The 25,216-nt window shown below is 72.7% G+C and carries 23 protein-coding genes; 16 read left to right on the top strand and 7 right to left on the bottom strand.

The features are described 5' to 3' along the window. Position 1 precedes the first annotated feature (1 nt). The 3 genes from hpnH to ACFWJ4_RS05635 all read left to right on the top strand — a co-directional run bounded on the left by hpnH (position 2) and on the right by ACFWJ4_RS05635 (position 4,521). Positions 2-1,030 carry an adenosyl-hopene transferase HpnH gene (hpnH, locus tag ACFWJ4_RS05625; protein WP_359901601.1) on the top strand — a complete coding sequence of 343 codons (1,029 nt, stop codon included), beginning with the start codon at positions 2-4 and terminating at the stop codon, positions 1,028-1,030. A 193-nt stretch (positions 1,031-1,223) separates the two neighbouring features. Continuing rightward, the gene (dxs, locus tag ACFWJ4_RS05630) at positions 1,224-3,134 is read left to right on the top strand and encodes a 1-deoxy-D-xylulose-5-phosphate synthase (RefSeq protein ID WP_380539527.1); all 1,911 of its coding nucleotides are present in this window, start codon (positions 1,224-1,226) and stop codon (positions 3,132-3,134) included. Further along, entirely contained in the window at positions 3,124-4,521 is a 1,398-nt protein-coding gene (locus tag ACFWJ4_RS05635; protein WP_380539530.1) for an aspartate aminotransferase family protein, read from the top strand. The genes dxs and ACFWJ4_RS05635 overlap by 11 nt, the downstream gene beginning before the upstream one ends. 224 nt (positions 4,522-4,745) lie before the next feature. Here the strand turns inward: ACFWJ4_RS05635 and ACFWJ4_RS05640 are convergent, their stop codons facing one another. Then, positions 4,746-5,018: a DUF6343 family protein gene (locus tag ACFWJ4_RS05640; RefSeq protein WP_359901593.1), complete on the bottom strand. Its 273-nt coding sequence runs from the start codon at positions 5,016-5,018 to the stop codon at positions 4,746-4,748. A gap of 75 nt (positions 5,019-5,093) precedes the next feature. Here ACFWJ4_RS05640 and ACFWJ4_RS05645 point away from each other — a divergent pair, with 75 nt between their 5' ends. Continuing rightward, positions 5,094-5,345, top strand: a complete 252-nt coding sequence (locus tag ACFWJ4_RS05645) for an I78 family peptidase inhibitor (protein ID WP_380539533.1) — start codon at positions 5,094-5,096, stop codon at positions 5,343-5,345. A gap of 144 nt (positions 5,346-5,489) precedes the next feature. Here the strand turns inward: ACFWJ4_RS05645 and ACFWJ4_RS05650 are convergent, their stop codons facing one another. Together ACFWJ4_RS05650 and fabG are read right to left on the bottom strand one after the other, a co-directional pair. Then, positions 5,490-6,152: a phosphatase PAP2 family protein gene (locus tag ACFWJ4_RS05650; protein WP_380539536.1), complete on the bottom strand. Its 663-nt coding sequence runs from the start codon at positions 6,150-6,152 to the stop codon at positions 5,490-5,492. 378 nt (positions 6,153-6,530) lie between these two features. Next, a complete protein-coding gene (fabG, locus tag ACFWJ4_RS05655; protein ID WP_359901584.1) occupies positions 6,531-7,298 on the bottom strand; it encodes a 3-oxoacyl-ACP reductase FabG in 768 nt (255 codons plus the stop codon). A 373-nt stretch (positions 7,299-7,671) separates the two neighbouring features. On the opposite strand from fabG, the gene ACFWJ4_RS05660 reads away from it, so the two are divergent. After that, positions 7,672-8,568 carry a MarR family winged helix-turn-helix transcriptional regulator gene (locus tag ACFWJ4_RS05660; RefSeq protein ID WP_380539539.1) on the top strand — a complete coding sequence of 299 codons (897 nt, stop codon included), beginning with the start codon at positions 7,672-7,674 and terminating at the stop codon, positions 8,566-8,568. Between the two features lie 180 nt (positions 8,569-8,748). On the opposite strand, the gene ACFWJ4_RS05665 is transcribed toward ACFWJ4_RS05660, so the two are convergent. After that, entirely contained in the window at positions 8,749-9,615 is an 867-nt protein-coding gene (locus tag ACFWJ4_RS05665) for an aldo/keto reductase (protein WP_380539542.1), read from the bottom strand. Positions 9,616-10,172: 557 nt separating this feature from the next. On the opposite strand from ACFWJ4_RS05665, the gene ACFWJ4_RS05670 reads away from it, so the two are divergent. From ACFWJ4_RS05670 to ACFWJ4_RS05720, 11 genes are all read left to right on the top strand, one after another. Then, entirely contained in the window at positions 10,173-11,948 is a 1,776-nt protein-coding gene (locus tag ACFWJ4_RS05670; protein ID WP_380539545.1) for an ABC transporter transmembrane domain-containing protein, read from the top strand. Positions 11,949-11,991: 43 nt separating this feature from the next. After that, positions 11,992-13,764: an ABC transporter ATP-binding protein gene (locus tag ACFWJ4_RS05675; protein ID WP_380539548.1), complete on the top strand. Its 1,773-nt coding sequence runs from the start codon at positions 11,992-11,994 to the stop codon at positions 13,762-13,764. A 169-nt stretch (positions 13,765-13,933) separates the two neighbouring features. Further along, complete coding sequence (locus ACFWJ4_RS05680; protein WP_359911650.1) at positions 13,934-14,179, top strand: LapA family protein; 246 nt, start codon at positions 13,934-13,936, stop codon at positions 14,177-14,179. Positions 14,180-14,226: 47 nt separating this feature from the next. Next, positions 14,227-14,955 (top strand): amino acid ABC transporter ATP-binding protein, encoded by a 729-nt coding sequence (locus ACFWJ4_RS05685; RefSeq protein WP_380539631.1) that lies wholly within the window; start codon positions 14,227-14,229, stop codon positions 14,953-14,955. A 99-nt stretch (positions 14,956-15,054) separates the two neighbouring features. Then, complete coding sequence (locus ACFWJ4_RS05690; RefSeq protein WP_359911653.1) at positions 15,055-15,936, top strand: glutamate ABC transporter substrate-binding protein; 882 nt, start codon at positions 15,055-15,057, stop codon at positions 15,934-15,936. A 12-nt stretch (positions 15,937-15,948) separates the two neighbouring features. Next, positions 15,949-16,593 (top strand): amino acid ABC transporter permease, encoded by a 645-nt coding sequence (locus ACFWJ4_RS05695; RefSeq protein WP_380348813.1) that lies wholly within the window; start codon positions 15,949-15,951, stop codon positions 16,591-16,593. Then, positions 16,590-17,459, top strand: coding sequence for an amino acid ABC transporter permease (locus ACFWJ4_RS05700; protein ID WP_359911659.1), 870 nt, complete (start codon positions 16,590-16,592; stop codon positions 17,457-17,459). Before ACFWJ4_RS05695 ends, ACFWJ4_RS05700 begins: the two co-directional genes overlap by 4 nt. 174 nt (positions 17,460-17,633) lie before the next feature. After that, positions 17,634-18,539 carry a LysR family transcriptional regulator gene (locus ACFWJ4_RS05705; protein ID WP_359911662.1) on the top strand — a complete coding sequence of 302 codons (906 nt, stop codon included), beginning with the start codon at positions 17,634-17,636 and terminating at the stop codon, positions 18,537-18,539. A gap of 211 nt (positions 18,540-18,750) precedes the next feature. Next, a complete protein-coding gene (locus ACFWJ4_RS05710; RefSeq protein ID WP_380539551.1) occupies positions 18,751-19,332 on the top strand; it encodes a cysteine dioxygenase in 582 nt (193 codons plus the stop codon). Between the two features lie 58 nt (positions 19,333-19,390). Then, a complete protein-coding gene (locus ACFWJ4_RS05715) occupies positions 19,391-20,518 on the top strand; it encodes a YeiH family protein (RefSeq protein WP_380539634.1) in 1,128 nt (375 codons plus the stop codon). A gap of 116 nt (positions 20,519-20,634) precedes the next feature. Next, the gene (locus tag ACFWJ4_RS05720; RefSeq protein ID WP_380539554.1) at positions 20,635-21,348 is read left to right on the top strand and encodes a spermidine synthase; all 714 of its coding nucleotides are present in this window, start codon (positions 20,635-20,637) and stop codon (positions 21,346-21,348) included. Positions 21,349-21,629: 281 nt separating this feature from the next. Here ACFWJ4_RS05720 and ACFWJ4_RS05725 read toward each other — a convergent pair whose 3' ends face one another. The 3 genes from ACFWJ4_RS05725 to ACFWJ4_RS05735 form a co-directional block, all read right to left on the bottom strand. Then, positions 21,630-23,558: a hypothetical protein gene (locus ACFWJ4_RS05725; protein WP_380539557.1), complete on the bottom strand. Its 1,929-nt coding sequence runs from the start codon at positions 23,556-23,558 to the stop codon at positions 21,630-21,632. A gap of 139 nt (positions 23,559-23,697) precedes the next feature. After that, the gene (locus tag ACFWJ4_RS05730; protein ID WP_380539560.1) at positions 23,698-24,540 is read right to left on the bottom strand and encodes a TetR/AcrR family transcriptional regulator; all 843 of its coding nucleotides are present in this window, start codon (positions 24,538-24,540) and stop codon (positions 23,698-23,700) included. Positions 24,541-24,638: 98 nt separating this feature from the next. After that, the gene (locus tag ACFWJ4_RS05735) at positions 24,639-25,148 is read right to left on the bottom strand and encodes an NUDIX hydrolase (protein ID WP_380539563.1); all 510 of its coding nucleotides are present in this window, start codon (positions 25,146-25,148) and stop codon (positions 24,639-24,641) included. Positions 25,149-25,216 lie beyond the last annotated feature (68 nt).

Below are 25,216 nucleotides of genomic sequence, written 5' to 3' on the forward strand. Positions count from 1 at the left end.
CATGGCCATGCCGTTGCGCCAGACCGTGCGGGTCGGCACCTACCTCATGCAGCAGAAGCTGTTCAAGCGCCGGGACAAGTTCCCGCTGATCGTGGAGCTGGAGCCGCTCTTCGCCTGCAACCTCGCCTGCGAGGGCTGCGGCAAGATCCAGCACCCGGCGGGCGTGCTGAAGCAGCGGATGCCCGTGGCCCAGGCGGTCGGCGCGGTCCTGGAGTCGGGTGCCCCGATGGTCTCGATCGCCGGCGGCGAGCCGCTGATGCACCCGCAGATCGACGAGATCGTCCGGCAGCTGGTCGAGCGCCGCAAGTACGTCTTCCTCTGCACCAACGCGCTGCTGATGCGCAAGAAGATGGACAAGTTCACGCCCTCGCCGTACTTCACCTTCGCGGTGCACATCGACGGCATGCGCGAGCGGCACGACGAGTCGGTGGCCAAGGAGGGCACCTTCGACGAGGCGGTGGCCGCGATCAAGGAGGCCAAGCGCCGCGGCTTCCGGGTCACCACCAACAGCACCTTCTTCAACACCGACACCCCGCAGACCGTCATCGAGGTGCTGGACTACCTCAACGACGAGCTCAAGGTGGACGAGATGATGATCTCGCCCGCCTACGCCTACGAGAAGGCCCCCGACCAGGAGCACTTCCTCGGCGTCGAGCAGACCAGGGAGCTCTTCCGCACGGCCTTCGCCGACGGCAACCGCAAGCGCTGGCGCCTCAACCACAGCCCGCTCTTCCTCGACTTCCTGGAGGGCAAGGCCGACTTCGAGTGCACCCCCTGGGGCATCCCCAACTACTCGCTGTTCGGCTGGCAGCGGCCCTGCTACCTGATGGCCGACGGCTACGTGCCGACCTACCGCGAACTGGTCGAGAAGACCGACTGGAGCAAGTACGGCCGCGGCAAGGACCCTCGCTGCGAGAACTGCATGGCCCACTGCGGCTACGAGCCGACCGCCGTCCTCGCGACGATGGGCTCGCTCCAGCAGTCGCTGCGCGCCATCACCGAGACCGTCAGCGGCAACAAGGGCCGCTGAGACGGGAGCCGGCCCCCGGGTCGGCACCCCGGCCCGGGCCCCGCGCCCGGGCCGGCTCCGCCCAACCGGGCCGGGCCCGTTCCCGAACCGGGCCTGATCCCGAACCGGGTCCGTTCCCGAACCGGGCCGGGCCACGCGCCGCCCGGGCCGGCCGGAGGCGCCACCGCACCGCTCCGAGTCGTGAGGTGTACCCATGTCACTGCTCTCCCGCGTCACGTCGCCGGCCGAGCTGCGCAAGCTCCCGGCGGCCGAACTCCCGCTGCTCGCCGACGAGATCCGCGACTTCCTGATCGACGCCGTCACCCGCACCGGCGGCCACCTGGGGCCCAACCTCGGCGTGGTGGAGCTGACCATCGCGCTGCACCGGGTCTTCGACTCGCCGTACGACCGGATCGTCTTCGACACCGGCCACCAGAGCTACGTCCACAAACTGCTCACCGGCCGCCAGGACTTCAGCCGGCTGCGGATGCGCGGCGGGCTTTCCGGATACCCCTCGCGCGGCGAGTCCGAGCACGACCTGGTCGAGAACTCGCACGCCTCCACCGCGCTCTCCTACGCCGACGGCCTGGCCAAGGCCGCCCGACTGCTCGGCCAGCACGACCGGCACACCGTCGCGGTGATCGGCGACGGCGCGCTCACCGGCGGGCTCGCCTGGGAGGCGCTCAACAACATCGCCGAGGCGCGCGACCGGCCGCTGGTCATCGTCGTCAACGACAACGAGCGCTCCTACGCCAGGACCATCGGCGGCCTCGCCAACCACCTGGCCACCCTGCGCACCACCCAGGGCTACGAGCGCTTCCTCGCCCTCGGCAAGGAGGCCCTGCAGCGCACCCCGCTGGTCGGCCAGCCGATCTTCGACGCGCTGCACGGCGCCAAGAAGGGGTTCAAGGACGCCTTCGCCCCGCAGGGCATGTTCGAGGACCTCGGCCTCAAGTACCTCGGACCGATCGACGGCCACGACCTGGGCGCGGTCGAACAGGCGCTGCGCCAGGCCCGCAACTTCGGCGGGCCGGTCATCGTGCACTGCCTGACCGTCAAGGGGCGCGGCTACCGGCCGGCCGAGCAGGACGAGGCCGACCGCTTCCACGCCGTCAACCCGATCGACCCCTACACCTGCCTGCCGATCTCGCCCAGCGGTGGTGTCTCCTGGACCTCGGTGTTCGGGGACGAGCTGGTCACCCTCGGCGCCGAGCGGCCGGACCTGGTGGCGATCACCGCGGCCATGCTCCAGCCGGTGGGCCTGGCCCCGTTCGCCAAGGCCTACCCGGAGCGGACCTTCGACGTCGGGATCGCCGAGCAGCACGCCGTCACCAGTGCGGCGGGGCTGGCCACCGGCGGGCTGCACCCGGTGGTCGCGGTCTACGCGACCTTCCTCAACCGGGCCTTCGACCAGGTCCTGATGGACGTCGCCCTGCACCGGCTGGGCGTCACCTTCGTGCTCGACCGCTCCGGGGTGACCGGGCCGGACGGCGCCTCGCACAACGGCATGTGGGACATGTCGATCCTCCAGGTGGTCCCCGGCCTGCGGCTCGCCGCACCCCGCGACGCCGAACAGCTGCGCGCCCAGCTGCGCGAGGCCGTCGAGGTCCGGGACGCCCCGACCGTCGTGCGCTTCCCGAAGGGGAACGTCGGGCCCGCGGTGCCGGCCGTGGAGCGGATCGGCGGGGTGGACGTGCTGCTGCGCACCGGGCGGGTGCCGGAGATCCTGCTGGTCGCGGTCGGCACCACTGCCTCCGCCTGCCTGGACGCGGCCCGGCTGCTGCTCGCCGAGGGCTTCACCGCGACCGTGGTCGACCCGCGCTGGGTCAAGCCCGTCGACCCGGCGCTGCCCGAACTGGCCTCCGCCCACCGGCTGGTGGTCACCGTCGAGGACAACGGCCGTACCGGCGGCGTCGGTTCGGTCCTCGCCCAGGCGCTGCGCGACGCCGACGTGGACGTGCCGGTGCGGGTGCTCGGCCTGCCCCAGGAGTTCCTCGGCCACGCCTCGCGCGGGGAGATCCTGGAGGAGGCCGGACTGACCGGCACCGGGGTCGCCGCCCAGACCGCCGTCTTCGCCAAGAACCTGCTACCGACCCGAGGAGCGAACCCGCGCCATGCCGGCTGACCCAGACCGCCCCTTCGACCTCGCCGCCCTGATCGCCGAACGCGGCCGCGAGCGCTACGAGTTGCAGAGCCGCTACCTCAATCCGCAGCTGCCGCGCATGCTGCACACCATCGGCTTCGACAAGTACTACGAGCGCGCCGAGGGCCAGTACTTCTACGACGCCGAGGGCAACGAGTACCTCGACATGCTGGCCGGCTTCGGCATCTTCGCGCTCGGCCGCCACCACCCGGTGGTGCGCTCGGCGGTCCAGCAGGTGATGGACCTCGACCTGCCGGACCTGGTCCGCTTCGACTGCCCGCCGCTGCCCGGACTGCTGGCCGAGCGGTTGCTGTCGTACGCGCCCGGACTGGACCGGGTGTTCTTCGGCAACAGCGGCACCGAGGCGGTGGAGACCGCCCTCAAGTTCGCCCGGTACGCCACCGGACGCCGGCGGATCCTCTACGCCGACCACGCCTTCCACGGACTGACCACCGGCTCGCTCTCGGTCAACGGGGAGAACGGATTCCGCAAGGGCTTCGACCCGCTGCTGCCGGACACCGCCATCCCGCTCGGCGATCTCGGCGCGCTGGCCAAGGAGTTGAAGCGCGGCGACGTCGCGGGGCTGATCGTCGAGCCGATCCAGGGCAAGGGTGTCCAGGCTCCGCCGCCCGGCTGGCTGCGCGCCGCCCAGGCCCTGCTGCACGAGCACAAGGCGCTGCTGATCTGCGACGAGGTACAGACCGGCATCGGCCGCACCGGCGAGTTCTTCGCCTACCAGCACGAGGACGGGGTGCTGCCCGACCTCGTCTGCGCGGCCAAGGCGCTGTCCGGCGGGTACGTGCCCATCGGGGCGACGCTCGGCAAGAGCTGGATCTTCGAGAAGGTGTACTCCTCGATGGACCGGGTGCTGGTGCACTCGGCCAGCTTCGGGTCCAACGCCCAGGCCATGGCGGCCGGGCTGGCGACCCTGGAGGTGATGCGCGACGAGCAGGTGGTGGAGAACGCCCGCAAGGTGGGCGACCACTTCCGCGAACGGCTGGCCGCACTGGTCGACACCTACGAGCTGCTCGCCGAGGTGCGCGGGCGCGGGCTGATGATCGGGATCGAGTTCGGCCGGCCCAAGTCGCTCAAGCTGCGCACCGGTTGGACCGCGCTCCAGGCGGCGCGCAAGGGGCTGTTCGCGCAGATGGTGGTGGTGCCGCTGCTGCAGCGGCACCGCATCCTGACCCAGGTGTCCGGCGACCACCTGGAAGTGATCAAGCTGATCCCGCCGCTGATCATCACCGAGCGCGATGTGGACCGATTCGTGGAAGCCTTCACCGACATCATGGACGAGGCCCACCGGGGGAGCGGACTGATGTGGGACTTCGGGCGGACGCTGGTCAAGCAGGCGGTCGGCGGCCGCTGAGCCCGGGGCCGTGGGTGGCGCGGCGTGGGAAGCCGGGGGCGTGGAGTGGGAGCCGGGGGCGTGGGAAGTCGGTGGCGCGGAGTGGGGGGGTGGGCGGGGGCCCAGCACACCCCACACTGGAGACACCCCCCCCAGCAGCGGGGCGGCGCCGGGGGGGTGGGATGTCGGTGGCGCGGTGTGGGAAGTCGGCCGGGCCGACTTCCCACTCCATGGGAGACACCACGTCAGAGCTCGGTCCGGCGACGCCGGATCACCACCACGAGATCGACGGCGGCGAACAGGGTGAGCAGGCCGCAGGCCACGGCGAAGCCGGTGAGGGTGCCCCGGCTGGGTGCGCCGTCGGCGGGGGAGGCGGCCGCCCAGAGCGCGAAACCCACCGTCGCCAGTGCGAACAGCGGCGTGAAGGTGAGCGAGAGCAGGTAGCGGAGCTTGAGATCGCTGCGGGCGGTGGCCGGCTCGGTGCCGCTGCGCCACCGTCGCGGGGTGGTGGTGCGCATGCCGTTCACCTCCTGACCACGCCGGTCGGGCTACGATTCCAGCGTACGTCCGAGGAGGCGAGCCGGGGAGGCGCGATGTCGGGTTCGGGCGCGGTGGGGGCGGGGTCCGGCGCGGCGGGTTCGGGCGCCGGTTCGGGTGCGGGGGGCCAGGACGGCGAGGGATACGCGGGGCTGCGGATCGAGCGGGCCCGGGAGCTGGCCCGAAGGCACGGCTGGGCGTCGGTCCGGGTGCTGGAGCCGGGGGACCTGATGACCATGGAGTACCGCCAGGGGCGGCTCAACCTCGCGGTGCGCAACGGTGTGGTCGAGCGCAGCTGGGAGGGGTAGGTCCGGCCCGTTCCGTCGGCTCGGGGGCCGGGTTCGGCTTCGGCATTCGGGCTTCGGCTTCGGTGCGGACCTGGTGCGGGTCCGGTGCGGTCGGGTTCGCCGTGGCTCGGGTCGGGCGTGGCTAGGGTCGGGTGCGGTTCGGGTTCAGCAGGGCAGGTGCCGGCGGGCGAAGCGCCGGTGGAGCCGCTGTTCGGCGGCGGCGACCAGGGGCTCCAGCAGTGGCAGCGAGAGCAGGACGAGCAGTCCGGCGGCCCAGCCGGCCAGGACGTCGGTGACCCAGTGGGTGCCCAGGTAGACCGTGGTCAGGCCGATCGAGCAGGCGGTGGCGGCGGCGATCAGCGCGCCGGTGCGCCGCCAGCGGACGGCGAGGTAGGCGAGCACCCCCCAGGTGACCACCGCGTTGGCGGTGTGGCCGGAGGGGAAGATGGTGCCGCCGGAGAAGAGCTCGGGCGAGCCGACGTACTGGGCGTAGTGCGGGCCGAGTCGGCCGGTGACGATCTTGACCGCGCCGACGGTGACGTTGAGCAACAGCAGCGCGATGCCCATGACCAGCAGCGGGCGCAGCCGGCCGAGGCGGTGGGCCCGCCAGCCGAGCCAGCAGAAGGCGGCGATCGCCGAGGGCCCGCGTTGCCCGGCGACCACCCAGGTGTCGAGCAGCGGCTCCAGCCGGGGCCACCGCTCGTAGGGACGCAGCAGTCGGACCGACCAGTCGAGGTCGACCAGCTCGGTGTTGAGCAGGACCCCGGCCAGGACCAGCAGGTAGCCGGCGAGGGTGACGGCGAGCAGGGCGGCCTGCCGTCGGCTCATCGGGGGCCAGCCGGGTTCACCGGGGCCGGGGCCGGCCGGGGGGAGGGGGTGGCCCGGGGTGGTGGGGCGTTCCCGGCGGTGGGGTTCGGCGGTGCGGCGCTCCGGCCTCTGGCGCGGAATGGGAGCGGGGGTACTTCTGGATTGCACGGGGTGACCTTACCCAGCCGGACAGGGCTATTCCGGTGGTAATTGTCATTTTCCCGGGAAATCGACAATTGGGTCGATCGGGGCTGGCTCGGGGGGTGATTTCCACTATTCCAGGATCGAAAGTCAGTGTGGTCGTCGAATGATTCTGCAAAAGCCCCGGTAAAGCAGGAGGAGTGGGAGGCCGGTGCGGCCGGCTTCCCACTCCGTGGTAACCCTGTGTAGGTTCCGTGCTCAGTCGAGGGGGCCGCCCGCGACGTAGATCACCTGGCCGGAGACGAAGCCGGCGCCCTCGCTCGCGAGGAAGGAGATGGTGTGGGCGACGTCCTCAGGCTCACCGACCCGCTGGACCGGGATCTGCGAGGCCGCGGCCCGCTTGAAGTCTTCGAAGTCCATGCCGACCCGGGCGGCGGTGGCTGCTGTCATGTCCGTGGCGATAAAGCCGGGGGCGACCGCGTTGGCCGTGATGCCGAACTTGCCCAGCTCAATGGCCAAAGTCTTGGTGAAGCCCTGGAGTCCCGCCTTGGCGGCCGAGTAGTTGGCCTGGCCGCGGTTGCCCTGGGCCGAGGAGGAGGACAGGTTGACGATGCGGCCGAAACCGGCGTCGACCATGTGCTTCTGCACGGCGCGGGTCATCAGGAAGGCGCCGCGGAGGTGAACGTTGATGACCGTGTCCCAGTCGGACTCGGACATCTTGAAGAGCAGGTTGTCGCGGAGTACGCCCGCGTTGTTCACCAGGACGACCGGGGTGCCGAGCTCGGCGGCCACCCGGTCGACGGCGGCCTGGACCTGCTCGGCGTCCGAGACGTCGGCGCCGACGGCCAGCGCCCTGCCGCCGGCGGCGGTGATCCGGTCGACGGTCTCCTTGCCGGCCGCCTCGTCGAGGTCCAGGACGGCGACCGCGTAGCCGTCGGCGGCCAGCCGGACGGCGGTGGCGGCGCCCAGGCCGCGGGCGGCGCCGGTGACGACGGCGACCCGGGGGGCGGTGCTCTGCTCGGTCATGCTCGGTCTCGTCTCTCTCGGGGTTGCCTCCCGGGGAGAGCCCCCGGAGAGGGTGGCCACACCCTACCGGCGGGTAGGGAGGGCGGCCAGGGTGGAGAGACGCAGGTGACGGTGGGTAAGGACCGACCGGTCGGCTTTCTGCTGAGAACGAGTTACTGCAAGCCGTTCGCAGTCCGTAAATATGCCAATGTTGCCGAACCTGCGTCTACTATCCGCCCCTGCCTGCCAGCAAGGGCCCGCCGTTTGTATAGTGTCCGCCAGCAGCCACCGGCTGCACGGCTGGAGCGCCCTCCCTCATAGCTGGACGCCCACTCGCCGTTACTGCCCCACCCGGGTGTCCCACACACACCGGGTGTGACATCGGGACGGATACATGGTGCTGGGGGAGATCCCGACAACCCGCGTGTCTGCGCGACTGCAGCAGTCGCCCGGACACCTCATTCGCGTTGCACAGCAGGTCCACACCCGTTTGTGGTCCGAACACGTCGGAGCCGATCTCACGGCTCCGCAGTTCGCCGTGCTGCTGGTCCTGGCCCTGGAACCGGGTGCGGACCAGCGGACGGTCGGCGAGCGGGCCTCGCTCGACAAGGCCACGATGGCGGAGATGGTCGCGCGGCTGGTCCGCCGCGGCCTGGTGCTGCGCAGGCGCGACCCGGCCGACGGCCGGCGCAAACTGTTGGCGCTCTCGCAGAGCGGTGCCCAGGCGGTGCGCGAGGCCACCGGTGGTGTGGTCCGCGTTCAGCGCGTCCTGTTCGAGCCGCTCACGGCGGAGGAACAGGTCGAGATCGTCCGGGTGATGGCCAAGATAGCCAGGCTGGAGCCCGCGGCGGTCGCCGTCATCACCGACGCGCGGCCGATACTGGACGCCCAGCGGGCGATCGGCTACCTGATCAGGGTGAGCCAGCAGGTGCACACCAAGCTCTGGTCGGAGCACGTGGGCGCCGAGCTGACGGCTCCGCAGTACGCGGTGCTGGACGCGCTGGAACTGGAACCGGGCGCCGACCAGCGCACGGTCGGCGAGCTGGCCTCGCTGGACAAGGCCACGATGGCCGAGATGGTCAGCCGGCTGGTGCGCCGCGGTCTGGTGCAGCGCCGGCGCGACCCCTCGGACGGGCGGCGCAACCTGCTCTCGCTCTCACCGGCGGGACAGGACCTGCTGCACCGCTCGGCCGCCGGGGTGGCCGAGGTCCAGCGGCTGCTGCTGGCCCCGCTGGATGAGAGCGAGCACGAGGCCGCGCTCGCGCTCATCGCGAAGGCGGGCAGGCTCTAGGTCAAGACTTCGCCGCAGTAGCCAAAACGATTCGCCAAAACGCTGAGGGTCCATGGCCATGGACTTTGGCGGATCGGGGTACGCCTGAGGCCGCCCGCTCCCCCCACGGGAGCGGGCGGTCTTCGGCATGACGGCCGTCAGGCGATCCGGGGGTCCGGGGCCGGACCCCCGGGCCGGGCGTCAGTTCCAGTCGAACTCCTGCGGGTCCGGGCCGATCCGCTTGCCGGTGGCCACGGCGGCGATCGCCGCGAGGTCCTCGGCGTCCAGCTCGAAGCCGGCGACGTCCAGGTTCTCGCGGATCCGGGACGGGGTGACCGACTTCGGGATGGCGATCACGCCGCTCTGGAGGTGCCAGCGCAGCACCACCTGGGCGACCGTGCGGCCGTGCTTCTCGGCGGTCTTCACCAGGGCGGGCTCGGCGAGCAGGTCCTTGCCCTGGCCCAGCGGGCTCCAGGCCTCGGTGGCGATGCCGTGCTCGGCGTGGAACGCGCGCAGCTCCGCCTGGGGGAAGTACGGGTGCAGCTCGACCTGGTTCAGGGCCGGGGCGACGGAGGCCTCGTCCAGCAGGCGGCTCAGCTGCTCGGTGCCGAAGTTGGAGACGCCGATCGACCTGACCCGGCCGCCCGCCTTCAGCTGCTCGAAGGCCTTCCAGATGTTCAGGTAGCTGTCGCCGTGCATCGGGCGCGGCCAGTGGATCAGGTAGAGGTCGAGGTATTCGAGGCCGAGCTTGGCCAGCGAGGCGTCGAACTCGCGCAGCACCGCGTCGCGGCCCTGCTCGCCGGACCAGTCGCGGGTGCCCGAGTTCCACAGCTTGGTGGTGACGTAGAGGTCCTCGCGGGCGACGCCGCCCGCCAGGGCGTCGGCGATCGCCGCGCCGGTGCCGGCCTCGTTCTCGTAGATGGCCGCGGTGTCGATGGAGCGGTAGCCCGCCTCGATCGCGGTGCGGACGGCCGGGGTGGCCTCGGCGTCCGGGACCTGCCACACGCCGAAGCCGAGCTGCGGGATCTGCGCGCCGTCGTTGAGGGTGACGGTGGGGATGGTGCTCACGGGAAGGGGTGCCCTCCTGATTGTCCTGTGGTTCCAGTGGGGGCAACTGGCGTCCCGGTGTGATTGTTCCCGCCGAACGGGCGAATCTTGGGTGAAGCTTTGCGGGGGTTTGGCCGAGGGCCCGGCCGACCCGGGGCGGGGTGGGGACCGCCCCGGCCGGGCGTGCGGGGGGCGTGCGGGTCCGGCTCGCGGTGGCCGGGGTGCGGAGCGCGCGGGCCGGGGCGAAATGCCGTGGTGAAAAACACGTTGCGCAGATCGCGCGGAGGTTGGCAGGCTCCCGATCATGACGTCCTGACTCTCGGGCCCTTCGTGCCCATCCCACCCCGTCCGGCTCCGCTCCGGGCGCATCGTCGACGTCGCGCCGCAGCCGTGCTGCCGTGCCGCGCGTCATCCGCCTGTCGGCTCGGGCCGCTCCTCGTCGGGCCGCCCGCCGTAGGGCTGCCGTCCGCACTGCGCGCACGTCACCCAGGTGCTCCGTGTGCGCCGTTCCTCGAACTCCTGTAGCTCTCCCGAACCCCTGTGCGCTCGTGGCCGCGCACCGCTCGTATCGGAGTGTCATGCTGCTCACCCCCCTGCCGCTGGCCGATCCCGGCAGTCCCGACCTCTCCTCACCCCCGGCCTTCCTGCGCTGGCTGCAGCGCCGCCAGCGGCGCGGGCAGGTGCTCGCCACCCTCTGGTCGCTGATCGAGCTGGGGTGCCGGGCCGCCCTGCCGATACCGCTCGGGTTCGGCGTGCAGGCCGCCGTGGACGGTGACGCCGGCGGGATCTGGCGGGCCGGCGGGATCCTGCTGCTGCTCGGCGCGGGTGCCGCGCTCGGCGCCGTGCTGGTGCACCGCCAGGCGGTCTGGAACTGGATCCACGCGGCCACCCACGTACGGCAGTTGGTGTCCCGGCAGGCCTCGCGCCTCGGGGCCGGGCTGTCCCGCCGGATCGCCACCGGAGAGGTCGTCGCGGTCGGCAGCGGGGACGTCGAGCGGATCGGCTGGTACGTCGAACTGGTCGCCCGGGTCCGGTCGGCGGTGATCGTCTGGCTGGCCGTCAGCGTGGCGGTGCTGCTGGTCGATCCGGTGCTCGGGGCCGGGGTGCTGCTCGGCGTCCCGGTGCTGGCGGCCTCCGTCTGGCCGTTGATCGGGCCGTTCGAGCGGCGCTACGAGCAGCAGCGCACCCTCGGCGGCAAGGCCACCGAGCTGGCGGCCGACACCGTCGCCGGGCTGCGGGTGCTTCGCGGCATCGGCGGCGAGGAGCTGTTCCTGGAGCGGTACCGGGCCGCCTCCCAGAAGGTCCGGGCCGCGGCCGTCCGCTCGGCCCGGATCCAGTCGCTGATGCAGGCTCAACAGGTATTGCTGCCAGGCCTGTTCGTGGTCGGCGTCACCTGGTACGGCGCCCGGCTGGTGGCCTCCGGCGAGCTCGCCGTCGGCACCCTGATCGCGGTCTACGGCGCCACGGCCTTCCTGGCCGCCCCGCTGCGCATCCTGGGCGAGGCGGCGCACGCGTGGAGCGTTGCCCGGGTCTCCGCCGCGCGGACCGTCCGGGTGCTCTCGCTCGGCCGGACGGCCGGCACGGCGGAGGCCTCACTGGTCCGGCCGGACAAGGCCGACCTGCACGACCCGGCGAGCGGGCTGACGGCGCGGGCCGGCGAGCTGACCGCGGTGGTCTGCGGGGACCCGGACTTCGCGGGGGCGCTGGCCGAGCGGCTCGGCGGCCACGTCCCGCCGGCCGAGGGCGAGGGGGCGCAGGCCCCGGTGCGGCTCGGCGGCACGGAGCTGGACGCGGTGCCGCTGGCCGAGGCCAGGGCGGCGGTGCTGGTCCACGACAAGGAACCGGTGCTGCTCTCCGGCACGCTGGCCGAGCTCTTCGACATCCCGTCCTCGGGGCGGGTCACGGCCGCCGCGGCCCTGGCGGCGGCCCGGTCGGAGGACGTGCTGACGGCCCTGGCGGAGGGCTCGCCGGAGTGCGGGGGAGACCCGATGCGCGCCCGGATCACCGAGCGCGGACGCTCGCTCTCCGGCGGGCAGCGCCAACGGCTCGCCCTGGCCCGTGCCCTGCTGGCGGACCCGCCGGTGCTGGTGCTGGACGAGCCCACCAGCGCGGTGGACGCCCACACCGAATCGAGGATCGCCTCCGGGCTGCGGGACACCCGGGCGGGCCGCACCACCGTGGTGTTCGCGACCAGCCCGCTGCTGCTCGACCGGGCGGACCGGGTGGTGCTGCTGCAGGAGGGCCGGGTCGTCGCGGCCGGGCCGCACCGCGAGCTGCTGCGCACCGAGTCGGCCTACCGGGCCGTGGTCACCCGCGGCGAGGAGGCGGCCGCTCCGGTGGGTGAGGCCGTATGAGGAACATCGTCAACTTCCCTGCTACGCACGCGAGGAGCACGTCATGAAGCCTCCGTTCCAGGAGGAACAGGAGCCGGCCGCCACCCTGCCGGTCGGCTCCCCGGCCGCGGTGCGCGGATACCTGCTGCTGCTCGCGCGGCGGCACCGCGCCGGGTTCTCCGCGGTGGTGTCGCTGCACTCCGTGGCCACCGTGGCCGGGCTGGTCGGGCCCTGGGTGCTCGGGCGCCTGGTCGAGTCGCTGGCCACCGGGACCGTCGGGTCCACCATCGCGGTGGCGGTCGCCTGGTACCTGCTGGCACTCGCGGTGCAGGCGGCGTTCACCGGCTGGTCGCGGATGCGCGGCGCGGTGCTCGGCGAGCGGGTGCTGGCCGACCTGCGCGAGGACTTCCTGGTCCGTTCGGTGGCCCTGCCGACCGGCGTGCTGGAGCGGGCCGGCACCGGGGACCTGGTCTCCCGGGGCACCACCGACATCGACCGGCTGGACAAGTCGGTGCGCGAGGCGGTGCCCGAACTCGCCGTCGCCGTGGTGTCGTTGCTGCTGGTGCTCGGCGCACTGCTGGTCACCTCGCCACTGCTCGCGCTGACCTCGCTGATCGGGCTGCCGCTGCTGCTGGTCAGCTCCCGCTGGTACTTCCGGCGCGCACCGCAGTCCTACCGCAGCGAGTCGGCCGGGTACGCGGCGGTGAGCAACGTGCTGGCCGAGACGGTGGACGCCGGGCGGACGGTGGAGGCGCTGCGGCTGGGGGACCAGCGGGTCCGGCTGACCGACCGCAAGCTGCGCGAGTGGCTGGCCTGGGAGCGGTACACCCTGTGGCTGCGCTCGGTCTGGTTCCCGACCATCGACGCGGTCTACACCTTGGCGGTGCTCGCCACCATGCTGTTCGGCGGTCTGTTCACCGTCCAAGGCTGGATCACCGTGGGTCAGTTGACCACCGGCGTGCTCTACGCTCAGATGCTGACCGGCCCGGTGGACATGATCCTGCGCTGGTACGACGAGCTCCAGATCGGCCAGGCCTCGCTGGCCCGGCTGGTCGGCGTGCGCGAGGTGCCCGAGCACGAGGGGGACGAGTCCGTCCTGCCGGACGGCCGTCGGGTCGAGGCGAAGGACGTCCGGTTCGGGTACCGCGAGGGCGCCGACGTCCTGCACGGGATCAGCCTGGACGTCCCCCCGGGCAGCCGGGTCGCGCTGGTCGGGCCGTCCGGCGCGGGCAAGTCCACCCTCGGCCGGCTGCTGGCCGGGATCTACGCCCCCGGCCGCGGCAGCGTGACCCTCGGCGGGGCGGCGCTGGCGCGGATGCCGGCCGAGCGGGTGCGCGCGGAGGTCGCCCTGGTGAACCAGGAGCACCACGTCTTCGTCGGCACCCTGCGGGACAACCTGCGGCTGGCCGCGCCCGGGGCGGACGACACCGAGCTGCGGGCCGCGCTGGACGCCGTGGACGCCGGGGCCTGGGTGGACGCCCTGCCGGACGCCCTGGACACCGAGGTCGGCTCCGGCGGCACCTCACTGACCCCGCCGCAGGCCCAGCAGCTGGCGCTGGCCCGGCTGGTGCTGGCCGATCCGCACACCCTGGTGCTGGACGAGGCCACCTCCCTGCTGGACCCGCGGGCCGCCCGCCACCTGGAGCGCTCGCTCTCCCGGGTGCTGGAGGGGCGGACGGTCATCGCCATCGCCCACCGGCTGCACACCGCGCACGACGCGGACGTGATCGCGGTGGTCGAGGGCGGGCGGATCAGCGAGTACGGCAGCCACCCGGAGCTGGTCGCGGCGGGCGGTCCGTACGCGGCGCTCTGGCGGTCCTGGCGGGACGAGCGGTAGCGGGCTCCGGTCCGGCCGGCGGCCGGACCGGAGTCGGGCCGGACTGGACCTGAGCGGACGGGAGCGGACTCAAACCCGTACGGGGCCTGATTGCCCCGTACGGGTTACTCCCTGGCCCGGAAGAGCGCGTAACCGGGCAAATCGGCCGCCCGGCCCGCAGACTGCTCCGGTGACCAAGATTTCAGACGGACCATCCCGTTCCCCGCGCGGTGAGATCGGCGGCATCCCCACGCGCTACATCGGGATCGGCGTCATCGTCGTCCTCGCCGTGTGGTTCCTGTTCGCCAACCTCGACAGGGTCCAGATCCAGTTCTGGGTCTTCACCGTCACCGCGCCGCTCTGGATCGCGCTGCTGGCCACGCTCATCGCGGGCGTCGCGCTGGGCTGGCTGCTGAAGGGACGGCGCAACAGGTGACCGCAGCCCCCGGGCCGGCGCCGGCCGGCGCCTCTGCCTTCACCCCGCTGATCGAGATGCGCGGGGTCAACAAGCACTTCGGGGACCTGCACGTCCTGCAGGACATCGAGCTGACGGTCGGGCGCGGCGAGGTGGTCGTGGTCATCGGCCCGTCCGGCTCCGGCAAGTCGACCCTCTGCCGGGCGATCAACCGGCTGGAGCCGATCGAGGACGGCACCATCCTGATCGACGGCCGCCCGCTGCCCGAGGAGGGCAAGGGCCTGGCCAGGCTGCGCGCCGAGGTCGGCATGGTGTTCCAGTCCTTCAACCTGTTCGCGCACAAGACCGTGCTGCAGAACGTCTCGCTCGCGCAGATCAAGGTCCGCGGCCGGCCCAGGGCCGAGGCGGACGCCAAGTCCCACGCGCTGCTGGAGCGGGTGGGCCTCGCCGACCAGGCCGCCAAGTACCCGGCGCAGCTCTCCGGAGGGCAGCAGCAGCGGGTCGCGATCGCCCGCGCGCTGGCCATGGACCCGAAGGCCCTGCTGTTCGACGAGCCCACCTCGGCGCTCGACCCCGAGATGATCAACGAGGTGCTGGACGTCATGCGCCAGCTCGCGAGCGAGGGCATGACGATGATCGTGGTCACCCACGAGATGGGCTTCGCCCGGGCCTCCGCGAACCGGGTGGTGTTCATGGCCGACGGCCGGATCGTCGAGGACCGCGCCCCGGAGGACTTCTTCAGCGCCCCTGAGAGCGATCGCGCCCGGGACTTCCTATCCAAGATCCTGAAGCACTGAGGCGGCGCCGTGAACCGTGAGACGACGCCCGGGGCTCGGCCCGCGGGGAGGCCGGTCGCGCGGCCCGGGGTGCGGCCCGCCGCACGGGCGGGCCGGCGCGTGCTCGCCGTCGCCCTGCTGCTCGCCGCGCTGGCGGCCGGCTGCGGCAAGCCCGGGACCCCGCCGCCCAAGGGCCCGCAGCCCAGCGCCCTGCCCAGCTACCAGGTGCAGGACGCCTCCGCGATCACCGGCTCGCCGACCCTGGACGCCGCCCGCAGCCGGGGCCACCTGGTGGTCGGCGCCAAGGAGGACCAGCCGTACCTGGGCCAGAAGAACCCGGCCACCGGCGAGTACTCCGGCTTCGACATCGAGATCGCCAAGATGGTCGGCGCCTCGCTGGGCTTCCCGCCGGACCGGATCCAGTTCAAGACCATCGCCTCGGCCAACCGCGAGACCGCCCTGCAGAACGGCCAGGTGGACTACTACGTCGGCACCTACACCATCAACGACAACCGGAAGAAGCTGGTCGGCTTCGCCGGTCCGTACTTCATCGCCGGGCAGTCGCTGCTGGTGCGCAAGAACAACGACACCATCCACGGCCCGGAGGACCTGGACGGCAAGAAGGTCTGCTCGGCGGCCGGATCGACGCCGTACCAGCGGATCCAGTCGAAGTACCCGAAGGCCGAGCTGATCGGCTACGACACCTATTCCGCCTGCGTGGACAACCTGATCACCAACCAGGTCGACGCGGTGACCACGGACAACGCGATCCTGCTCGGGTACGCGGCCAAGGTGCCGGACGAGCTCAAGGTGGTCGGCCCGCTGTTCTCGACCGAGCCGTACGGGATCGGGGTGCCGAAGGAGGACACCGTGCTGCGCGGCGCGATCAACGACGCGCTGGAGCACCACATCCAGAACGGCGACTGGCAGAGGGCCTTCGAGGCGACCCTCGGCCTCTCCGGGGAGCCGGCGCCCACCCCGCCGCAGATCGACCGGTACTGAGAGGGCCGCGCCGTGAAAACGCTGATCGACAACTGGTCGACCTACTGGGAGGGGTTCCTCGGCACGCTCTCGCTGTTCGCGGTGAGCGCCGTGCTGTCGCTGGTGCTGGGCGTGCTGATCGCGGGCTTCCGGGTCTCGCCGGTCAAGCCGCTGCGGGTGTTCGGGACGGTGTGGGTGACCTTGCTGCGCAACACGCCGCTGACGCTGCTGTTCTTCATCGTGGTGCTGGGCCTGCCCCGGTTCAACATCACCCTGCCCTTCTACACCTTCGCGGTGCTCGCGCTGGGCTGCTACACCTCGGCCTTCGTCTGCGAGTCGATGCGCGCGGGCATCAACACGGTGCCGACCGGGCAGGGCGAGGCGGCCCGCAGCCTGGGCATGAGCTTCGGGCAGACGATGAGCCTGGTGGTGCTGCCGCAGGCGTACCGCTCGGTGGTGGCGCCGCTCGGCAGTGTGATGATCGCGCTGGCCAAGAACACGGCGATCGCCGGCTCGTTCAGCGTCACCGAACTGCTGGGCACCTACCGGACCATCAACGAGCTGGGCTACAGCATCGTCTGGACCTTTGTCTGGATCGCCGTCGGATACCTGATCATCACTCTGGCCATCAGCGCCGTCTTCAACCTGCTGGAACGACGAGTGGCGGTGTCCCGATGACCGTTGAATCCTCGGCGCTGTACGACATCCCCGGCCCGAAGGCGCTCGCCCGGCACCGGCTGTACGGCGGGATCGCGCTGCTGCTGATCGCGGCGCTGATCGGCTGGGTGATCTACATGCTGTTCCACACCAACCAGTTCACGTACGCCAAGTGGCAGCCGTTCGAGTACCGGGGCGTGCAGGAACTGCTGCTGCGCGGGCTCGGCAACACCCTCAAGGCCTTCGGCTGGACGGTGCTGTTCGCGCTGCCCTTCGGCGCGCTGTTCGCGGCCGGGCGGCTCTCCGACCACCGGGTGGTGCGCTGGCTCTCCACGCTGGTGGTGGAGTTCTTCCGGGCCATGCCGGTGCTGGTGATGATCTTCTTCGTCTTCGTCGCGCTCAAGGTGCAGCCGCTCTGGGCGCTGGTGACCGGGCTGGTGCTCTACAACGGCTCGGTGCTGGCCGAGGTGTTCCGGGCCGGCGTGCTCGCGGTGCCCAAGGGCCAGCGGGAGGCGGCGTACGCACTGGGCATGCGCAAGACCCAGGTGATGTCGTACGTCCTGGTGCCGCAGGCCAACCGGGCGATGCTGCCGGCCATCATCAGCCAACTGGTGGTCGCGCTCAAGGACACCTCGCTGGGCTTCCTGATCACCTACGAGGAGTTCCTGCACGCGGGCAAGCTGATCGCCACCAACCTGGACTACGACCTGCCGTTCATCCCGGTGGTGATGGTGATCGCACCGATCTACATCGGCATGTGTCTGCTGCTCTCCTGGCTCGCCCGCTTCGTGGAACGGCGCAGCCGGCGCAGCCCGGGCGTGCGCGGCGGGGCACCGGTGGTCAAGGCCGAGGTGGCGATGGGGCTGCCGCCGTCGGCGCAGCAGTGAGGAGCCTGGTTCGGGGCTGAACCATAGGTACGGGTGGGGTTGGGGTCGATACCTCCAAATTCCTCTTATGATTCTCGGGCGTCCGGGCGAGGCCCGGGCGCGGTCCGAGCACGGTCCGGGCAGGGCCGGAGCGGGGCTGTCGAGAACGGATGGGCGGGAGGGGTCATGGAGCCGGTGTTCGATTCGCGGCACATCAGGACGTTCCACGAGGTCGTCCGGGCCGGTTCCTACTCGGCCGCCGCCCGCGAGCTCGGCTACACCCAGCCCGCCATCACCCAGCAGATGAAGGCGCTCGAACGCACCGTCGGCGTTCCGCTCTTCACCCGGGCCGGGCGCGGACTGCGGCTCACCGAGGCCGGCGAGGCGCTCTCCCGGCACGCCGAGCTGATCCTCGACAGCATGTCCGCCGCCCAGCAACAGCTCGCCGCCCTCGCCCGGCTGCGCGCCGGACGGGTGCGGGTCTGCGCCTTCCCCAGCGCCAACGCCACCCTGATACCCGAGGCGATGGCCCGGCTGCTGGCCGAGCACCCCGGCGTGCGGGTCGAACTGCTGGAGGCCGAGCCGCCGGACTCCGTCCAGCGGCTGCTGCGCGGGGAGTGCGACATCGCGCTGGCCTTCCGTTACCCCGGTGTGGCCACCGAGGTGCCGGAGGGAGTGGACGAGATCCCGCTGATGGAGGACCTGCTCACGGTGCTGCTGCCGGTCGGGCACCCGCTCGGCCGCCGGCACGCCGTACGGCTGGCCGACCTCGGCGGCGAACGCTGGATCGCCGGCTGTCCGCGCTGCCGGGCCAACCTGCTGCACGTCTGCGCGGAGGAGGGGTTCGCGCCGGACATCGTGTTCTCCACCGACGACAACCTCGCGGTGCAGTCGCTCGTCGCCGCCGGGGTCGGGATCGCGCTGATGCCGGCACTGGTGCTCTCCTTCATGTGTCACCGAAAGGTCACCGGACGGGCCGTCGAACCGCACCTGCGGCGGCAGGTGAGCGCGTACGTGCTGCGCGAGCACCGCCGGATCCCGGCCACCGGGCTGGTGCTGGACCACCTGCGGCAGGCGGCGGCGAGTCGGGTCGGGTGCTGAGCGCCGACCCGGGTGACGACTCCCGGCGGCGAGCGGAAGCAGGAGGGCGCCGGCGAGCGGCAGCAGGTAACGGGCGACCGGCAGCAGGTAACGGGTGAGCGGCAGTAGGTAGCCGGTGAGCGGCTGCCCTGCTGACATATAAGCGTTAGTGGGGAGGTTCCTTACGAACCCTCCTTGGACGTGATAGGTCGCCAGGGCCGAACCTGCTGGGATGACTCCCTCAGCCACGGTCGGCAGCGACCGACTCACCGAGCGGATGACCGCGCTGATCAGTGAGATCCGCGCCGTCGTGGACCGCGGACTCCCGCCGGAGCTCACCGCCTACCTGGTCGGCGAGCGACTCGCCCCGCACCTGCACGCCGACCCGGAGGGTCCCGACGCGCTGCTCGGCCCCGCCCACCGCGAGGGCGACCCGCAGCGCTACCGCCAGCACGTCCTGCACGCCGAGGAGGACGGCAGCTTCTCCGTCGTCGCCCTGGTCTGGCTGCCCGGGCAGCAGACCCCGATCCACGACCACGTCTCCTGGTGCGTGGCCGGCGTCCACCAGGGGCAGGAGAGCGAGACCCGCTACCGGCTGGTCTCCGGCGGCCCCACCGCCCGGCTGGTCGAGACCGAGCACGTGGCCGGCCCGGCCGGTACCGTCGCCGCCTTCGCCCCGCCCGGCGACATCCACCTGGTGCGCAACTCCTGTAGCAGCACGGCGATCTCCATCCACGTCTACGGTGCGGACGTCTCCCGGCTCGGCACCAGCATCCGGCGGGTCTACCGGATGCCCGCCGACGGGCAGCAGTGATCCCGGCGTGGCACTGACCCTCCGGCACCGCGCCGCCCGTACCCGCTCGTTGCCCCCGATGCGCGGGGACGCCCCCGGGCTGCTGCTCGCCGCCCTCGGGGTGGCCGCCGCGCTGGGCGTCCACGCGCTGGTGCCGGCCGTGCCCAAGCTCACCGCCGCCGTCGTGCTCGGCATGGTGGCGGCCCACCTGCCCGGGGTGCGCCCGGTGGTCCGCGGGATCGCCCGGCCGGGGCTGTCCACGGCCGGGAAGCGGCTGATGCGGCTCGGGATCGTGCTGCTCGGGCTCAAGCTCAGCCTGGACGACGTGCTCGGCCTCGGCTGGGCCACGGTGGCCATGGTGCTGGCCGTGGTCGCGGCCACCTTCGCGGGCACGCTCTGGCTGGGCCGGCGGCTCGGCCTGCCCGGCGACCAGCCGCTGCTGGTCGCCACCGGGTACTCGATCTGCGGGGCCTCGGCGATCGGCGCGGTCAGCCAGGCGGCGGGCAGCGAGGAGGAGGACGTCGCGGCCTCGGTGGCGCTGGTCACCCTGTGCGGGACACTGGCGATCGCCGTGCTCCCGTTGCTCCAGCATCCGCTCGGGCTCGACGAGCTGGAGTTCGGGCGCTGGGTCGGGGCGAGCGTGCACGACGTCGGGCAGGTGGTCGCCACCGCACAGACCAGTGGGGCCGGGGCGCTGCGGGAGGCGGTGCTGGTCAAGCTGATGCGCGTGGTGCTGCTGGCGCCGCTGGTTGCGGGGGTGGCCGTCATGGTGCGGCGGAACCTGCGGGCGGCGCGGGTGGCGCGGGTGGCTTCGGTGGAGGTCGCGGCGGGGGTTTCGACCGGGGCTTCGGCGGCGGTGACGTCGGCGGCGGGGGCTCCGGCGGAGGGCGAGGTGGGCGGGAAACCGGGTGAGAAGTCGGGTGAGAAGTCGGTGAAGACCGGCAACCGCCCGCCGATCGTGCCGCTGTTCGTGGCGGGGTTCCTCGCGATGATCGTCCTGCGGACCACCGGGGTGCTGCCCGAGCGGGCGCTCGGCCTGGCCTCGGACGCCCAGGAACTGCTGCTGGCCGCCGCGTTGTTCGGTCTCGGCAGTGCGGTGCACCTGCCGACCATGGCCCGCACCGGCGGGCGGATCGCACTGCTCGGGCTCGGATCCTGGGTGGTCGTCGCGGGAGTCTCGTACGCGGGGGTGCTGGTCACGACCTGACGGACCCGGGTGCGGACTCGGCTATTGTCGGGCGCAAGCCCACCCGGCCCGCCGGTGCCAGGGCGGTGGTGCGGCCGAGTTCACCCGAGTTCACCCGAGTCCGCCAAGGAGGACGGATGACCACAGCACTGCCCGAACGCGACGGCCGCGAGGCCGTCGTCACGCTCGACCGGCGGGAGGGCCCGTACGGTGAGGTGGTGCTCCGGCAACGCGGTCGGGACTTCGAGATCATCGCCAACGGCTGCTTCCTGATGGACACCGCCGACGGGCGCTCGGAGCGGCTGCTGATCCAGACGGCGCTGGACGAGCTGGACCGTACGGGCGGTGGCCCGGTCGAGCGGCCGTCGGTGCTGATCGGGGGCCTCGGGGTCGGATTCTCGCTGGCGTACGCGGCGGCCGAGCCGCGCTGGGGGCGGATCGCCATCGTCGAGCGGGAGTCCGCGATCATCGACTGGCACCGGACCGGCCCGCTCGGCGCCTTCTCGGGCGGTGCACTGGACGACGAGCGGGTCGAGGTTCTCCACACCGACCTGCTGGAGTACCTCGCGGCGGCGGACGGCGAGCGCTACGACGCGCTGTGCCTCGACATCGACAACGGGCCGGACTGGACCGTCACCGAGTCCAACGACGGGCTGTACGGCGCGGACGGGCTGACGGTGCTGTGGCACCGCTTGCGGCCCGGCGGGGTGCTGGCCGTGTGGAGTGCGCAGCCTTCGCGGGCCTTCGAGGACGCGCTGCGGGCGGTGGGCTTCTCGGACGTGGTGACGCACGAGGTCCTGGTCGCCCGGGGGGTGCCGGACGTGGTGCACGTGGCCCGGCGGGCGGGCTGAGCGCCGAAGCCGGTCCGGCCGGGGCGGGAGCGGGTGCGCCCGGAGCGTGGGCGAACCCGTGGGCGGTGTGCGGCGGTTGATGGCGGAGCGGATCGCGGCCGACCTCCGACGGCGCTCGCGGCAGGGGAGTTGGCGCCGGGGGCAGGGGCCGGAAGCGGGTAACGGATGACAGCTGACAGGTAACAGATTTCAGATTTCGTTCGCTGAAATCTGAAATCTGTCGACTGTCGGCCGTCATCCGTTCGTCGTGTCACCGCCCGGCGGCTCGCCGCGCCTCCGGCTCAGCCGAACGGGCGGTTCTCCGGCTCGGCGCCGACCGCGGCTACCGGCTCCGGTTCGTCCGTCGGCAGGGCCGGGATGCCCTCCATGGAGAAGGGGTTGAAGTCCGGCGGCGGGACCATGACCGGTGTGCCCTTGCGCGGACCCGCCTCCTCCTCGTCCCCGGGCTGCTCCGATTCCTGTGCCGCCGCTTCCACTGCGACGGGCGGGGCCTGGGCCGGGACGACGGGCGGGGTCGAGGGCGGCGGCGGGACGGCGGGGCCCTGCGAGGGGAGGGTGGTGCCGAACGGATCGGCCTTCTGCTCGGCCGTGACCGTGGTCCCGAACGGGTCGGCGACCGGAGCGGCGACCGGAGCGGCGCCGGCGGGCCGGGCCGCGGGCGCGTCGCCCGGCGCGTCCGGGATGCCCTCCATGGAGAAGGGGTTGAAGTCAGCCGGCGGGACCATCACGGGCGTGCCCTTCGGGCGGTCCTCGGCATCCGGCGCCGTGTCCTCCCCACCGGAGGAGGGGACCTCCGCGACGGGCGCGAAGGGGTTGAAGTCCGCGGGAGGAACCCGTACCGGTGTGCCGCGCAGGTGCACCGGTTTCTCCTCCGCGTCCGTCTCGGCGGCGACGGCGACGGCAGCGGCAGCAGGGGCTTGAGCCGGAGCAGGGGCCTGCGCCGGGGCGGGCGTCCGGACCGGAGCGGGAGCCTGGACCGGAACGCCGCTCATCGCGGCCGGCATGCCGTCCCAGCCGAACTGGACGCTCTTCAGCAGCTCCGCGAACGCCTCCGTGTACAGCTCCCAGTCCTCCGGCCGCGCCGTGGACAGCTGGGCGCACAGCACCGTCCCGCCGTCCGGCAGCGGCACGAAGGCCTGGACGGCCGAGGTGACCACCCAGCGCCGCTGCCCGTCGGCGGCCAGCGGGCCGGGCACCGGGGCGGTCCGGCCCTCGACCAGGACGGCGGCCGGACCGGCCGGCAGCAGGACGGTCCACACCTCGGCGTGCCGCCGGACGGTGGCCAGTTCGGTGGCGAGCGCGGTGATCGGCAGCGGGTGCCGGGCGAGCGAGACGACGAGGGCGGCGTCCGAGGTGCGGTCGTCCAGCTCCAGGGCGCAGACGCCGGCGTAGACGACGCCCGCGTCGCGGATCAGGTCGGCCAGAGTGGCGGAGATCACCGCGAAGTCGCGCCGCGGCTCCGGGCCGGTGGCGCTGAACAGTTCCTCGGCGACCTCCGCCAGGTGCCGGGCCAGCTCGTCGGCGGCCGCCACGGTGGCCGGGTCCGTACCGCCCGTCCGGTCAGTGTCGCCGGGCCGGTGCGTCTCGTCGGTCCGGTGCGTGCCGTCGGGCAGTGCCGGCAGCGGGGGCACCGCACGGGCGGAGACACCGGGCGGGCCGCCCGGGGAGGTCAGCGCGTGGAAGCCGGGCGGCACGACCAGCCGGACCTCGGCGCCCGCGCCGGTGGGCAGTTCGACCGGCTGCCGGGTCTGCTGCCCGGCCGCCAGCGCGGCCAGCGCGGGGGCGAACGGCGGGCGCAGCTTGGCGTCGGCGAACTCGCCGGTGACCGGGAGCTGGAACAGCGCGGCCGAGGTGGTGCCCCGGTCGGCGATGGCACCGCGCACCGCGCCGCCGCCGTACCGGGCCTGTAGCGCGGTGACCACCCGGTCGGTGAGCCGTGCGCCGGTGCCCGGCCGGGCGGTGCCGGCGGTGGTCACCGTGCCGAGCCGGTCGAGGGCGGTGTGCACCGGGCCGTTGGGGGCCAGGGGCAGGCCGAACAGCGTTTCGGCGGCGGGGTGTTCGGTCGCCCGCGGGGCGCTCAGCGAGGCCGCCGGGTGGCGCGAGGTGCGCTCGTCGAAGAGGGCGTCGGTGAGGGTGCCGAGGGTCGCGCAGACCTGCTCTGCCGCCGCGAAGGGATTGGCCTCCACGCTGAACTGCACGTCCTGGGTCACCTGGTGAGCCCCCCGCTCTGCTCCGTCTGCCGTCGGTGGTTCGGGTGGGACCGGGCCCGCCGCGGCGGCGGGTCGTCAGATCCCGGCTCATTCCTATCAGAGCCCGCCGTCCGGACCGAACCGCAGGATGACCCGATGATCACTCGGTGGTGGTGCCGGTGGCCTGCGCGGACCCGTCCTCGGGGGCGCCGGCGGCGAGTGCGGTGACCGCCTCGACGATCCCCGGCACGGCGAACAGCCCCGCGAGGTCCCGCACCAGGCGCCCGGTCGGGCCGTCCGGGCGTTCGTCGGCGAAGAAGGAGGCCAGTTCGGCGGCGAGGGCCGGTTCGCGGGCGGCGGTGAGGGTGAGCGAGGCGACGAACTCCTGCACCAGGTGCAGCTGGAGCTCCTCCAGCGGCACCGAGCGCTCGACCAGCCACTCCAGCGAGGTGATCTCGGCGTTGGCGATCCAGGCCCGGACGGTCAGCCGCAGTCCGGCGCTCGGCTCGGGGAGCGCCAGGTGGGCCAGGATCTGCTCCTGCGCGGCCCTGCGCACGTCGTCGATCACCGCCGAGGTGCCCGCGCTGGCCGCCACCGAGCCGCCGCGCAGCAGAGCGGCGAAGCCCGGCCCGTGGCTCTGCACGAAGTCCAGGTAGCGGCCCATCACCCGGTGGAGCCGCTCCGACAGCGGCCCGTCCATGGGCTCCTCGAACCGGGCCGACAGCTCCTGCCCGGCCCGCCGCAGCGACTCCTCGTACAGCGCCTGCTTGCCGGGGAAGTAGTGGTACACCAGGGGCCGGGAGGCCCCCGCGGCGGCGGCGATGTCGTCGATCGACACTTCCTCCGGCGGCCGCCGGCTGAACAGTTCCAGTGCCACGGCGATCAGCTGCTCCCGCCGCTCGTCCACGCTCAGCCGCCGACGCGGCCGCTCGCCCGCCGCCCGGGCGGAGGCGGAGGTCCGTGCTGCGCGATCGGCCGTCGGTGACGGCGTACGGGAGGCCATGCGCGCCACCCTAGTTCGTCGAGGGCCCTGCGGTGGAGACAGGGGCCCACTGCCCTCCGGCCCGCGCACCGGCCCCGAACGCCGAGGTCGTGGCGGCGCTACGCGGACCGGAGGTCCAGGTAGCGGCGGTAGGCCTCGCGGCCGTCGGGGACGAAGGAGTCGCGGGTGAGGCGGTCGGCGAGTTCGGCGGGGGTGAGCCAGGTGTGCCAGGCGACCTCGGACTCCTGGGGGGAGACCGGGCCGTCCCACTCGGCCTCGTACATGTCGCACCACCAGGAGAGCCGGTCCTGCTCGAAGAGGAACTTGAACAGGGGGCTCGGGGCGATGCCGTGCACGCCGAGCTCCTCCTCGGCCTCGCGGACGGCGGCCTCGGCGTAGGTCTCGCCGGAGCCGACCACGCCGCCGACGAACATGTCGTACGCGCCGGGGGCGAAGAGCTTGGTGTCGGTGCGGCGGTGGACGAAGATCCGCCCGGCCGGGTCGCGGACCAGGATGAAGACGCAGCGGTGGGTGAGCCCGCGCCGGTACACCTCGCCGCGCAGGGCGGTCCCGATCACGCGGTCGTGCTCGTCGACGATGTCCAGCAGTTCCTCGGCAGGGTTGGTCATGAGGGACAGGTTAGGGTTTCGGGGCTCGGTTCGAACGGATTCGATCGAAGGAGATCGAGAACGAACAC

The sequence above is a fragment of the Kitasatospora sp. NPDC127067 genome, assembly GCF_042724755.1.
In the GTDB taxonomy this organism is placed as follows: Bacteria; Actinomycetota; Actinomycetes; order Streptomycetales; family Streptomycetaceae; genus Kitasatospora; species Kitasatospora lactacystinica.

Excerpts from the sequence above, each read along its gene's own strand:
- hpnH (WP_359901601.1), top strand. The coding sequence starts at position 2 with ATGGCCATGCCGTTGCGCCAGACCGTGCGGGTCGGCACCTACCTCATG.
- dxs (WP_380539527.1), top strand. The coding sequence starts at position 1,224 with ATGTCACTGCTCTCCCGCGTCACGTCGCCGGCCGAGCTGCGCAAGCTC.
- ACFWJ4_RS05635 (WP_380539530.1), top strand. The coding sequence starts at position 3,124 with ATGCCGGCTGACCCAGACCGCCCCTTCGACCTCGCCGCCCTGATCGCC.
- ACFWJ4_RS05640 (WP_359901593.1), bottom strand. The coding sequence starts at position 5,018 with ATGCGCACCACCACCCCGCGACGGTGGCGCAGCGGCACCGAGCCGGCC.
- ACFWJ4_RS05645 (WP_380539533.1), top strand. The coding sequence starts at position 5,094 with ATGTCGGGTTCGGGCGCGGTGGGGGCGGGGTCCGGCGCGGCGGGTTCG.
- ACFWJ4_RS05650 (WP_380539536.1), bottom strand. The coding sequence starts at position 6,152 with ATGAGCCGACGGCAGGCCGCCCTGCTCGCCGTCACCCTCGCCGGCTAC.
- fabG (WP_359901584.1), bottom strand. The coding sequence starts at position 7,298 with ATGACCGAGCAGAGCACCGCCCCCCGGGTCGCCGTCGTCACCGGCGCC.
- ACFWJ4_RS05660 (WP_380539539.1), top strand. The coding sequence starts at position 7,672 with ATGGTGCTGGGGGAGATCCCGACAACCCGCGTGTCTGCGCGACTGCAG.
- ACFWJ4_RS05670 (WP_380539545.1), top strand. The coding sequence starts at position 10,173 with ATGCTGCTCACCCCCCTGCCGCTGGCCGATCCCGGCAGTCCCGACCTC.
- ACFWJ4_RS05675 (WP_380539548.1), top strand. The coding sequence starts at position 11,992 with ATGAAGCCTCCGTTCCAGGAGGAACAGGAGCCGGCCGCCACCCTGCCG.
- ACFWJ4_RS05700 (WP_359911659.1), top strand. The coding sequence starts at position 16,590 with ATGACCGTTGAATCCTCGGCGCTGTACGACATCCCCGGCCCGAAGGCG.
- ACFWJ4_RS05710 (WP_380539551.1), top strand. The coding sequence starts at position 18,751 with ATGACTCCCTCAGCCACGGTCGGCAGCGACCGACTCACCGAGCGGATG.
- ACFWJ4_RS05715 (WP_380539634.1), top strand. The coding sequence starts at position 19,391 with ATGCGCGGGGACGCCCCCGGGCTGCTGCTCGCCGCCCTCGGGGTGGCC.
- ACFWJ4_RS05720 (WP_380539554.1), top strand. The coding sequence starts at position 20,635 with ATGACCACAGCACTGCCCGAACGCGACGGCCGCGAGGCCGTCGTCACG.
- ACFWJ4_RS05730 (WP_380539560.1), bottom strand. The coding sequence starts at position 24,540 with ATGGCCTCCCGTACGCCGTCACCGACGGCCGATCGCGCAGCACGGACC.
- ACFWJ4_RS05735 (WP_380539563.1), bottom strand. The coding sequence starts at position 25,148 with ATGACCAACCCTGCCGAGGAACTGCTGGACATCGTCGACGAGCACGAC.